An 11,713-nucleotide genomic window follows, 5' to 3' on the forward strand; every position below is an offset into this window, starting at 1 on the left:
GGCGATGCCCCCTTCGGAAACCCCGCGCGGGCCGGGGGCGGGGGCCGCGCTCAGCCGCGCGTCGTCGACAGATAGAGGTTCGTCTCGGATCGGCTGACGCCATCGATCATGCGGATGCGGCCCAACGTGCGATCCAGAACCTCCAGCGTGTCGGCACCCAGCTCTGCGATCAGGTCCCAGCGGCCATGGGTGGAATGCACGGCCTCTACCTCTGGCATCCGGGCCATGGTGCGGGTGATGCGGGCGGCACCCTGGCCCTCGATCTCGATCAGGATGATGCCGCGGACGGCACGATCGCCCAGGTCCCCCTTGAGCACCGCGCGGTATCCCAGGATTTCACCTGCTTCGGTCAGGCGATCCATCCGGGCCCGCACCGTGGCACGGGTGACCCCCAGATCAGCCGCCAGCGTCGAGACGGAGGCCCGGCCATCCGCCGATAGCGCGGCCAGCAGGCGCAGGTCGAGTTTATCCATTTTGTCGGGTCACCTTGCGCAATTTGGTCGATGAGATGCTCATTTCGATCACTTATCGCGCTACGATCTGCCGGGCCAGTCTGATCAATCCAACCGCAAGAACGGAGACACACATGACCAAGACCATTTCCCTGATCGGTGCGCCGATCCAGACCGGAGCCTGGCGGAGGGGCTGCCTGATGGGTCCCGATGCCCTGCGCACGGCAGGATTGCGCCAGGCGTTGGTCGACCTGGGCCATGATGTCACCGACCGGGGCAACGTGGCCCCGCTGGCCGCCGAGGTGCCACCCGCGCGCAACACTGCGATCCGTGATCTGTCGCTCTGTGCCGGGTGGGTTGGTGCCCTGCAGGCAGAGGCAGGGCGCGTCGCGGCCCATGACATCCCGATCTTTCTGGGCGGTGATCACCTGATGGCTGCGGGCACCGTTCCTGCCATGGCCGCCCGCGCCGAGGCGGCGGGCCGACCGCTGTTCGTGCTGTGGCTGGACGCCCATTCGGACATCCACGATTTCGACAGCACCGACACCGGCAACCTGCATGGTACGCCGGTTGCCTATTTCACCGGGCTGTCCGACTTTTCCCCGCAGTTCCCTGTGCTGCCTGCACGCGTCGACCCGGCCAACATCTGCATGATCGGGCTGCGGTCGGTGGACCCGCACGAGAAATCGGTGCTGGCCGCGACCGACATTCAGGTCGCGGACATGCGCGCGATCGACGAACATGGCATCGCCACGCCGCTGCGCGCCTTTCTCGACCGGGTAGAGGCCGCGAATGGGCATCTGCACGTCAGCTTCGATGTCGATTTCCTTGACCCCGACATCGCCCCCGCCGTGGGCACCACCGTGCCCGGCGGTGCCACCTTCCGCGAGGCGCATCTGGTGATGGAATGGCTGCACGACAGCGGCCTTGTCACCTCGCTCGACATCGCAGAGCTGAACCCCTTCATGGACGACCGTGGCAAGACGGCGCGCCTGATGGTGGATTTCGTGGCCTCGCTGTTTGGCAAATCCGTCCTCGACCGCCCGACGCGAGGCTGATCATGGCATCCGTTCAGGCCCCCTCTGCCGTTGTGATGATCCGGCCGCTGGCGTTTCGGTCCAACCCCGAAACCCGCGCCGACAACGGCTTTCAGACCGGCGGCGGCAGTGTCGAGGAACCGGGCCGTGCAACGGCGGAATTCGATGCCGTGGTTGCCAGCCTGCGGGCCGAGGGCGTGACGGTTCATGTCCATGAGGACGACGGCAGCCGCGACACCCCCGACAGCGTGTTTCCGAACAACTGGTTTTCGACCCATGCGGGCGGACATATCGCGGTCTATCCGATGTTCCCCGAAAACCGCCGCCGGGAACGGCGCTGGGATGTGATCGAACAGCTGAAGCAGGACTACCGGGTTCAGGACGTGATCGATTATTCCGGGTTGGAGCGGGACGGCCTGGCCCTGGAAGGCACCGGGGCCATGGTTCTCGACCACATCGGGCGGGTGGCCTATGTGGCGCGGTCGAACCGCGCCGATCCCGTTATCCTGGAGCGGTTCTGCACCCACTTCGGTTATGAACCCATGGCGTTCGATGCGCGCGACGCACGGGGGATGAGAGTCTATCATACCAACGTCATCCTGACGATCGGGACCGGCTTTGCGCTGATCTGTCTCGACATGATCGACGATCCCGACCGCCGCGCCGAGGTGGCCGAGCGTCTGGCCGAGGATGGCCGGGACGTCATCGACCTGACCCCGGCACAGATCGACGGCTTTGCCGGCAACGCGCTGGAACTTGCCGGACGCGACGGTGCCGTCCTGGCGCTTTCGGCCCGCGCGCACGCCGTCCTGAGCGACGCGCAGCGGGCGCGCATTACCGCGCACGCCCGGCTGTTGCCGATGCCCGTGCCCACCATAGAAACCGCCGGCGGATCGATCCGCTGCATGCTGGCGGGCGTTCATCTTTCGCCTCGAAAGGCCAAGCCATGACCCTCTCCCCCTCCCGCCTGGCGATGGTGCCCTTCGTGTCTGTCCACGACATGATGAAGATCGTGAACGAGACCGGCGTGGCCGAAACCATCGCCGCCATCGCCGACCGGATCGAGGCGGATTTCCTGCGCTGGGAAGACTTCGACAAGGTGGCGCGCGTGCCCTCCCACTCCGAGGAAGGCGTGATCGAGTTGATGCCGACGTCGGACGGGGAATTCTACGGTTTCAAATACGTCAACGGTCACCCGGCCAACATGGCGCGCGGCTTTCAGACGGTCACGGCCTTTGGCGTGCTGGCGCGGGTCGATAACGGCTATCCGGTGATGCTGACGGAAATGACGGTGCTGACGGCGCTGCGCACGGCGGCCATGTCGGTCGTCGCCGCCCGCCACCTGGCCCCAAAGGGGGCCCGCGTCATGGCCATGATCGGCAACGGCGCGCAATGCGAGTTCCAGGCGCTGGGCTTCCATCACTGCCTGGGGATCGAGGAGGTGCGGCTTTACGATATCGACCCGGAGGCCACCGCCAAGGCCGCGCGCAACCTGTCGCGCACCGGCCTGCGCGTCGTGCCCTGCACCACCGCCGAAGAGGCCATCGCCGGGGCCCAGATCATCACCACCTGCACCGCCGACAAGAAGCAGGCGACGATCCTCAGCGACAACATGGTCGGCGCGGGCGTGCACCTGAACGCCATCGGCGGCGATTGTCCCGGCAAGACGGAACTGCACCGCGACATCCTGCTGCGGTCCGACATCTTTGTCGAATACCCGCCGCAAACCCGGGTGGAGGGAGAGATCCAGCAACTGGACCCCGACCACCCGGTGACCGAGCTGTGGCGCGTCATCGACGGGCAGGTTCCGGGCCGTCGCACCGACAGCCAGATCACCCTGTTCGACAGCGTGGGCTTCGCGACCGAGGATTTCAGCGCCCTGCGTCACATCTACGGCGAGTTGCAACGCACCGGCCATTACCTCGACCTCGACATGCTGGCCGACCCGGACGACCCGCGTGACCTGTTCGGGATGGTGGCGCGGGCGGACGGCGCGGGCGACTAGGCAGACGTCCCCTCGTCGGTTAGCAATTGGTGATTGCTGACAGTGCAGTTTCGCCGGGGGGCCGATGCGCATTCTCTTTACCTGCATCAAGTCGGAAAGCCATTTTCGACCGCTCCTGCCGTTGGCGCGGGGGATGCACGCGCGCGGTCATGACGTGCGGTTCGCCGCCATTGCGCCGATGGCCGAAATGATCAAGGGGCACGGCTTTCCACATCTGGTGATGGACGGCCCGTCGGACGCTGATCGCGCGGCCTTTTCCGCCATGGTCCGTGACCTGCCGAAATCAGAGATCGCGGATGCCTATGTGCCGGAGTTCTTCATGGGGCTGCTGCCTCGCGCGGCCTTGCCCAGCCTTTTGCCGCAACTGGCGGATTGGCGTCCCGACCTGATCGTCCGGGAGACGTGCGAGCTTGCCGGCTACCTCGCCGGGGAATTGCAGGGCATTCGCCATGTGCGCATGGAAATCCTGAACGCCTGGTCCGAAGACCTCTTTGCGACCCGCTTCCCGCAGGTGCTGGACGCGTTGCGGGCGTATGTCGGTCTGCCCAAGCGCCGCCGCGGCCCTTTTGTCGATGAGGCGGCCTTCACCCTTCATCCCGCACAGCTCGACCGCGTTGACCGAACCGGGACGCAGACCCCCTTTCGGTTTCGACCTGCCACAAGCGCCGCCCCCGCCGGGACGCAGACGGATTGGCTGCCGCAGGACGGCACTCCGCTGATCTATGCCACCTTCGGTACCGTTACCGCGAACCAGACGAACCCGCCGCCGATCTATGCCGACACGATCGCCGCGCTGGCCGATTTGCCGGTCTCGGTCCTGTTGACGGTTGGGCGGGACGCGCCGGACGCCCTGATGGACTGCGCCGCCCCGAATATCATCGTGCGTCGCTTTGTGCCGCAGGATCAGGTGTTTCCGCATGCACGGCTCGTGCTTTGCCACGGTGGGTCCGGCACCGTGTTGGCGGCCATGGGCGCAGGCGTGCCGATGGTGGTCGCGCCCTCCATTGCGGATCAGCCGGACAACGCACATTGCATCGCCGCCGCCGGTCTGGGCATTGCCGTGCCGGATGCCGATGCCACATCGATCCGCGCGGCCGTCGTCGCAGCCCTGGCGGACGACAGCTTGCAATCGCAGGCCGCAGCGGTCGCCCGGCAGATCGCCGAGACGCCGGACCTTGAGGCCGCGCTGGACCGGTTGGAGGCGTTTCACGCAACGTGACGGGGCCGGAGGATGCCTGAGGGTTCTTCGCCCTCAGTCGTCCTTGATGATATGCACCGTGCGGTTCGGAAACGGGATCTCGACGCCCGCCGCATCCAGCGCGATCTTGACGTCGCGGTTCATGTCCTTGCTGTAGCCGAAGAAATCTTCTCGCTTGACCCAGGCGCGGGCCAGGAAATCCACCGAAGAGGCACCCAATTCCGTCACCTTCACGGTGGGTGCCGGGTCAGCCAGAAACCGCGGGTCCGACATGAGCGTGTCGAGGATCACCTTCTCGACCAGATGCAGATCGGCATTGTAGCCGACCCCGAACGTCCATTCCGCCTGCCGCGTCGGATAGGCGGAAAAGTTGGTGATCGTGTTGCCCCAAACCTCGGAGTTGGGAATGATGATCTGCACGTTACCGACGCTGGCCAGTTCGGTGAAATTCAGGTTGATCGACTTCACCGTCCCGCTTTCACCGTTGATGGTGACGAAATCGCCCAGCTTGATGGGCCGGAAAAAGATCAGCATCACGCCCGCCGCGACGTTCGACAGGGTGCCCTGCAAGGCCAGGCCGATGGCCAGACCGGCGGCACCGATGACGGCCACCAGTGACGTCGTCTGAATGCCGAAGGTGCTCATCACGATCAGGACCGACAGGCCGATCACGACGTAGCGCGCGATGTTCGACAGGAAGTCGAACAGCGTCTGGTCCAGCCGCTTGTGCCGTTCCGCCACCGCGCGGATGCGACGGCTGACCCAACCCGCGATGATGAACCCGAGGAACAGGACCACCACGGCAGCCAGCAGATCGCCCACCAGCGCCGCCAGGAAATCGAAGGAAATGAAATCGCCCAGCGTGCGCCCGGCATAGATCTCGGTGGAAAGCAGTTCGTTCATGTCAGGCCAGTTCGTTGATCGCCCGAGCAAGCGCCCGGTCCTTGTCCGTCAGGCCCCCCGCATCGTGGGTCGTCAGGCGAATGTCCACCCGGTTCCAGACATTCGACCAGTCCGGATGATGGTCCGCCGCCTCGGCGGCCAGCGCCACGCGCGTCATGAAGCCCCAGGCCTCGGAGAAATCCTTGAACCGGAACCGGCGCTCCAGTCCGCCGTCCCGTTCCGTCCATCCGTCCGGGATCATTCCTGTTCCTCCACCTTGTCGCGTCTGAACGGGCCGTAGGCGGTCAGCACCTCGATATCTTCCTCGATGGCGCGGGCTTCGGCCTCCAGGAACTGGGCTACGGCGCGGGCAAAGCCCTCGTTCGGGATGTGATGCAGGGAATGGCAGGTGACGGGCAGATAGCCGCGCGCCAGTTTGTGGTCGCCCTGCGCGCCCGCCTCCACCCGACCCAGACCGCGAGCGATGGCGTGGTCGATGGCCTGATAATAGCACAGCTCGAAATGCAGCATCGGGTGATGTTCGGTGCAGCCCCAGTAGCGGCCATAGAGCACATCGCGCCCGATGAAGTTCAATGCACCCGCCACCGGCACCCCGTCGCGTTCCGCCAGCACCAGCAGGACATCGTCGCGCATGTCGCGTTGCACCAGGTCAAAGAACTGGCGCGTCAGATAGGGCGACCCCCATTTGCGCGCGCCCGTGTCCTGATAGAACCGCCAGAAGGCATCCCAATGCTCGGGCCGCAGGCTGTCGCCGGTGTAGCTGCGGATGTCTCCGCCAAAGCCCTGCGCCTGCGCCCGTTCCTTGCGGATGGTCTTGCGCTTGCGACTGCTCAGCGCGGCGAGGAAATCGTCGAAACCGGCGTAGCCGTCGTTGAACCAGTGATACTGCTGGCTGGACCGCGCCATCAGGCCCAGGTCCGCGCCCACCTCCCGCTCCGCCTCGGTGCAGAACGTGATGTGCAACGATGACAGGTCGTTCTGTTCGGTCAGTTGCACCGCCCCCTGGATCAGGGCCTGGATGCCCACCTCCTCCTGCCCCGGTCGCAACAGGAACCGCCGCCCGGACGCGGGGGTGAAGGGCACGGCCATCTGCAGCTTCGGATAGTAATTGCCCCCCGCCCGTTCCCAGGCATGGGCCCAGTTGTGATCGAAGATGTATTCGCCCTGGCTGTGCCCCTTGGCATAAAGCGGCGCGCAGGCGATCACCTGTCCGCCTGCCCGCGCGATCAGGTATTGCGGCTGCCAGCCGCTGCCCGGCCCGACCGACCCGCTTTCTTCCAGCGCGCGCAAGAACCGATGGGTTGTGAATGGATCGGCAGGCGGGCCGCCGTCCGCCGCCTCGGGGCAGGCGCAGGCGTCCCAGTCTGCGGCGTCGATCTGCGCCAGTGACGGCAGCACCGTGATTTCGATGGAGGTGTCAGTCATTGTCCTGATCTGGGGTCGCGGGCGGTCAGGGCAAGTAGCCTTCGAAGGTCACGGTGTCGGCGATTTGCCGCGCCTGTGCCTCTTGCGCCCTTGATCGGACCGTCCAGCACAGAACGGGCAGGCCGGCGCGTTTGATTTCTGCCACCCGTGGCATCGTCAGGGCCGCGACCTCATGGCTGATGAACCCGGCTGCGACCCGGTCCAGGTCTGGGATTTCGCGCAGGTGCGTTCGGGTTGTCTCGGACAGGTCGGGCCAATGCCGCGCCTCATAGGCCGATGTGACCAGCCCCCGCGCACGCGACGGGCACAGCCGGGCCAGCGCGGCCACCGAATGCGGATTGAAGGACATCAGCGCGACATCCCCGGCGTACCCGTCCAGGGCCCGCGCCACATCGCGTTCAAGACGCCCCACGTCCGGCCCCATGTCGCCGTCCTGATCCTTGATCTCGATCAGCAACGGGACTTGTCCGGCGACCAGGGTCAGCACCTTATCCAGCGTTGGAATCCCTTCGCGGCCACCGGTCAAAGGCAGCGCGGACAGCTCTGCCTTAGGGCGTGCGGCGATCGGACCGGTCGCAGCGGTCAGCCTGTCCAGGGTGTCATCGTGAAACACCATGGCCGTGCCCTCGGCCGAGGGCTGGACGTCCAGCTCGATCCCGACACCCAGCGCAATCGCCGCCCGGAACGCCGCGAGAGAGTTCTCGGGCCGCCCGTCCGCGCGGTCGTGCAGGCCACGATGGGCGATGGGTCCGGCCAGAAAGCTGTCGGGCAGGCGGGTCATTTCAGGCGAAAGATGCCCTCGATTTCCACCATGACCCCAAACGGCAGCGAAGCGGCGGACACGGCAGACCGGCTGTGTTTACCCGCATCGCCCAAGGCCTCGGCCAACAGGTCCGAGGCACCGTTGATCACCTTGGGCTGATCGTGGAAGTCAGCGGTCGAATTGACGAAACCGGTCAGCTTCACGACCTGGTCCAAACGCTCCAGATCCCCGCCGCAGGCCGCCTTCACCTGCGCCAGCAGGCTGATCGCGCAGGCCCTGGCCGCGGCCACGCCCTGCTCCAACGAGGCATCCGCCCCCAGGGTGCCGACCATCATCCCGTCCGGCCCCGCGCTGATCTGACCGGAGACGAACAAAAGGTCGCCGGACCGCACGAAGGGCACATAGTTGGCCGCCGGTGCGGGCGCGTCGGGCAGGGTGATCCCCATGGCGGAAAGGCGGTCGGTGAAGGACATGGTGCGGGCTCCTGGGCGAAATGTTGCCGCAGGCTGTCACGGTCGGGCGGAGAGGGCAATCGCGATTACTGGCGAGGCAGGGCGGCGTGAACCCCGCCCTACGGGGGGCAGTCGGATGCCGTCTTCATCGTAGGGCGGGGTTCACGCCGCCCCGGCCCGGCGCTGTCCTTCGGACCTTGCGACCTCCTGCCGGAGGCCGCGTTCGCGCCTTCACAGGCTCCGCCGGAGCCTGCGATCCAGCTTCGCTGGACCGGCGCTCACCCCTCCCGGAAGGCCCGGTTGAAGTAGTCGGCGAGGGGCTTGATCAGGTAGCCCAGCGGTGTGCGGTCGTCGGTGCGGATATAGGCCTCGACGGGCATGCCAGGCAACATGACCTGGCCGTTCAGCCGGTCAATCTCCCCCTCGTTCGGCAGGATCTCCGCGCGATAGTACGGCGCGCCCGTCGCCTCGTTGGTAAAGGCATCGGGCGACACCCGGATGACCGATCCGAAGATTTCGGGCGTGGTGCGCGCGTCGAAGGTCGGCATGCGCAGGGTCACCGGCTGTCCGGGATAGACCTGGTCGATATGGATCGGATCCACCTGCGTCTGGATCACCAGGGCGCGATCCTGTGGGACAATGAACAGAACCGGCTCGGCGGGGCGGATCACACTGCGTTCCGCAAAGACGGCAAGCCCGTAGACGACCCCGCCCACCGGGGCCGTGATCTCCATCCGGCTGAGCCGTTCCTGGACCGAGCGATATTGTTCCGCCAGTTCGACCTGGCGGAATTGCAGGTCGCGCAGTTGGCTGATGGCCTGTTCCCGCAGGCGCGTTTCCAGCTTCAGAACCTCCAGGTCGATCTCGATGGCGCGCCCTTCCAGTTCCGCGACGGCGGCGGTGAATTCACCCACCTGGCCCAACAGCCGCGCCTCTTCGCGTTGCAGCGACAACACCCGAGGGGCCTGGGCCAGGCCGCGTTCCAACAGGCTTTGCTGGGCCTCCAGCTCTTCGCGGATGAAACCCAGTTGCAGGTTCAGGGCCTCTTGCTGGGCGGTGATGCCATCGACCTGGTTGCCGATCTGCTCCTTGCGGCGGAGCAATTGCTCCGCCTCGCGGTCAGCGGCTTCCTGGCGGGTTTCGAACAGCCGTTCCTGTCCGTCCAACATGGACTGCACTTCGGGGTCCTCGGCGGCAGCCGCGCGCAGCGTGTCCGAAAAGGCGATCTCGGGCAGCAGATCCCGCTCCGCCTCGAAGCGGGACGACCGGGCCTCGATCTCGTGCAACTGGTCAAGCAGGATCTGCGCGTCCGATTGCACAAGCGTCCGGTCCAGCCGAAGCAGGACCTGGTCGGCCCCGACCACGTCGCCCTCGCGCACCAGGATATCGGTCACGACACCGCCGTCAGGGTGCTGGACGACTTGTCGATTGCTGTCGACCGCGATCTGCCCCTGGGAAATGATCGCCCCCGAAATATTGGCAAGGACTGCCCAGGATCCGAAGCCACCTAGCAGGATCAGCAAGCCGATCACCCCGATGACCAGCTGTCGCCGCGCCGTCCAGGCCTTGGCCGCCGCTTTGGCGGGGGGCACCGGTTTGGCCGGCGTGGCGGGCATCTGCGGTTTGGGCGGATGGGCGGGCATCTGGTTCATGACACGCCTCCGGGCGTCGGGTTGCGGGCCAGTTCCGCGTGGTTCTTGACCATCTTCTGCAGCACCTCTTCGCGCGGGCCAAAGGCGGTGCGCACCCCGTGTTCAAGCATCAGCAGCACCTCGCATTCCTGAATGGCGGCGGGGCGGTGGGCGATGATGATGACGGACTTGCCTTCGGACTTCATGCCCTTGATCGCGGTGTTGAGCGCGCGCGTCCCCTCATTGTCGAGGTTCGAATTCGGCTCATCCAGAACCAGGATCACCGGGTCGCCATACATGGCGCGGGCCAGGCCGATCCGCTGGATCTGCCCGCCCGACAGCCGCCCGCCGACGGCGGACACGGGCGTGTCATAGCCCGCAGGCTGTTCCAGGATCATCTCGTGGGCGGCGGCCTTCTTGGCGGCCTCCACGATCTTGGCGGGGTCGGGGTCGATGGCAAGGCGGGCGATGTTCTCGGCGATGGTCCCGTCGAACAGGGTCACCGTTTGCGGCAGGTATCCGATGTAGCCGCCCAGCACGTCAGGATCGTATTGATCCAGCGTTGCACTATCGAGGCGCATCTTGCCGCCCGCCGGGTTCCAGACCCCGGTGACGGCCTTGGCCAATGTCGTCTTGCCCGCACCCGACGGCCCGATGACGCCCATCGCCTGACCGGGTTTCAGGATGAACGTCACCGCCCGCAGACTGGCCTGTTGGGCCCCCGGCGGCACGATGGTGACGTTTTCGGCGGTCAGCAGGGCCTGCGGCCGCGGCAGCGGCGTGCGGGGCGTTGTCGGCGGCACCGCCTCCAGCAATTCCAGCACCGACTGCCGCCCCTTGCGTGCGCCGTGCACCAATTGCCATTGGCCGATCACCATCTCGATCGGGGCCAGCGCGCGCCCCATCAGGATCGAGCCCGCGATCATCGCGCCCGCCGTCATCTGGTTTTGCAGGACCAGATAGGCCCCGAGGCCCAGCATCGCCGATTGCAGAAACAGCCGCAGCGTCTTGGTCGTGACCGTGAAAAACCCGGAACGGTCCGAGAACGCCATCGATTCCGTCAGCGACTTGCCCCGTGCCTGCATCCAGCGGTCGAACGCCGCACCGCGCATGCCCAGGCTCTGTACCAGCTCCGCCTCCGAGGCGAGCTGTTGGGCGGTCAGTTCTGCGCGCATGTTGGCCTGGTTGGCATCCGCCATCGGCCCGGAGGTCATCGCCTGGTTGAGCAGGGCCAGCGCCACCAGCACAAGGCCACCCCCCACCGCCAGGAACCCCAGCCAGGGGTGGAACAGGAAGATCGCGAACAAGAACAGCGGTGTCCACGGAATATCAAACAGCGCAAGAAACACCGGCGAAGACAGCAGCCGCTGCACCGCCTCTACATCGCGCAGGGGGTTTCTGGTGCCGGCGCCGCCCGGACTGACAGCGGCGCGGCGCAGGTGGGCCTGAAACACGCGCCCGTCCAGGGCCGACTGGAACCGCGCGCCCACCCGGGCCATGACACGGCCACGGATGTGATCCATAACGCCCATCATCAAGAACAGAAAGGTCACCAGAACCGACAGCGCCAGCAGCGTTTCTTCTGATCGGGATCCCAGCACGCGGTCATAGACCTGCAGCATGTAGATCGGCCCGGTCAGCATCAGGGCGTTCACCACCATCGAAAAGATAAACACCATCACCAGCAGGCCGGTGCTGCGGCGACGAATATCGGTCAGTTCCGGCTGGCCTTGCCCCGGACGCACTGCCTGCGGTCGCTTCATGTCGGTCGGTCCCCCCGGGTGCGCCCGGTCAATACCGGGCGGCCTTCGAATATGTTCGCGCTTCAATACGCGGATCGTCCTATA

At 66.1% G+C, this 11,713-nt stretch carries 12 protein-coding genes; 4 read left to right on the forward strand and 8 right to left on the reverse strand.

Annotated elements, in window-relative coordinates:
• Positions 1–50 precede the first annotated feature (50 nt).
• Positions 51–473, reverse strand: coding sequence for an Lrp/AsnC family transcriptional regulator (locus K3551_RS04145; protein WP_259917934.1), 423 nt, complete (start codon positions 471–473; stop codon positions 51–53).
• A gap of 113 nt (positions 474–586) precedes the next feature.
• On the opposite strand from K3551_RS04145, the gene rocF reads away from it, so the two are divergent.
• From rocF to K3551_RS04165, 4 genes are all read left to right on the forward strand, one after another.
• A complete protein-coding gene (gene rocF / locus K3551_RS04150) occupies positions 587–1,510 on the forward strand; it encodes an arginase (protein WP_259917936.1) in 924 nt (307 codons plus the stop codon).
• Between the two features lie 2 nt (positions 1,511–1,512).
• Positions 1,513–2,439: a citrulline utilization hydrolase CtlX gene (gene ctlX / locus K3551_RS04155; RefSeq protein ID WP_259917938.1), complete on the forward strand. Its 927-nt coding sequence runs from the start codon at positions 1,513–1,515 to the stop codon at positions 2,437–2,439.
• Complete coding sequence (locus K3551_RS04160; protein WP_259917940.1) at positions 2,436–3,494, forward strand: ornithine cyclodeaminase; 1,059 nt, start codon at positions 2,436–2,438, stop codon at positions 3,492–3,494. Before ctlX ends, K3551_RS04160 begins: the two co-directional genes overlap by 4 nt.
• A 64-nt stretch (positions 3,495–3,558) precedes the next feature.
• Positions 3,559–4,713, forward strand: a complete 1,155-nt coding sequence (locus tag K3551_RS04165; protein WP_259917941.1) for a glycosyltransferase — start codon at positions 3,559–3,561, stop codon at positions 4,711–4,713.
• A 33-nt stretch (positions 4,714–4,746) separates the two neighbouring features.
• Here K3551_RS04165 and K3551_RS04170 read toward each other — a convergent pair whose 3' ends face one another.
• The 7 genes from K3551_RS04170 to K3551_RS04200 form a co-directional block, all read right to left on the reverse strand.
• On the reverse strand, positions 4,747–5,595 hold the full coding sequence (locus K3551_RS04170; protein ID WP_259917943.1) for a mechanosensitive ion channel family protein: 849 nt from the start codon (positions 5,593–5,595) through the stop codon (positions 4,747–4,749).
• A 1-nt stretch (position 5,596) separates the two neighbouring features.
• Positions 5,597–5,836, reverse strand: coding sequence for a 4a-hydroxytetrahydrobiopterin dehydratase (locus K3551_RS04175; protein WP_259917944.1), 240 nt, complete (start codon positions 5,834–5,836; stop codon positions 5,597–5,599).
• Positions 5,833–7,020, reverse strand: coding sequence for a GNAT family N-acetyltransferase (locus K3551_RS04180; protein ID WP_259917946.1), 1,188 nt, complete (start codon positions 7,018–7,020; stop codon positions 5,833–5,835). The genes K3551_RS04175 and K3551_RS04180 overlap by 4 nt, the downstream gene beginning before the upstream one ends.
• A gap of 25 nt (positions 7,021–7,045) precedes the next feature.
• Complete coding sequence (locus K3551_RS04185; protein WP_259917948.1) at positions 7,046–7,801, reverse strand: glycerophosphodiester phosphodiesterase family protein; 756 nt, start codon at positions 7,799–7,801, stop codon at positions 7,046–7,048.
• On the reverse strand, positions 7,798–8,256 hold the full coding sequence (locus K3551_RS04190) for a RidA family protein (RefSeq protein ID WP_259917950.1): 459 nt from the start codon (positions 8,254–8,256) through the stop codon (positions 7,798–7,800). The genes K3551_RS04185 and K3551_RS04190 overlap by 4 nt, the downstream gene beginning before the upstream one ends.
• Positions 8,257–8,513: 257 nt before the next feature.
• Complete coding sequence (locus K3551_RS04195; protein WP_311199766.1) at positions 8,514–9,887, reverse strand: HlyD family type I secretion periplasmic adaptor subunit; 1,374 nt, start codon at positions 9,885–9,887, stop codon at positions 8,514–8,516.
• Complete coding sequence (locus K3551_RS04200) at positions 9,884–11,629, reverse strand: type I secretion system permease/ATPase (RefSeq protein ID WP_259917952.1); 1,746 nt, start codon at positions 11,627–11,629, stop codon at positions 9,884–9,886. Before K3551_RS04200 ends, K3551_RS04195 begins: the two co-directional genes overlap by 4 nt.
• Between the last annotated feature and the right edge of the window lie 84 nt (positions 11,630–11,713).

Source organism: Jannaschia sp. M317, assembly GCF_025141175.1.
Classification (GTDB): domain Bacteria; phylum Pseudomonadota; class Alphaproteobacteria; order Rhodobacterales; family Rhodobacteraceae; genus Jannaschia.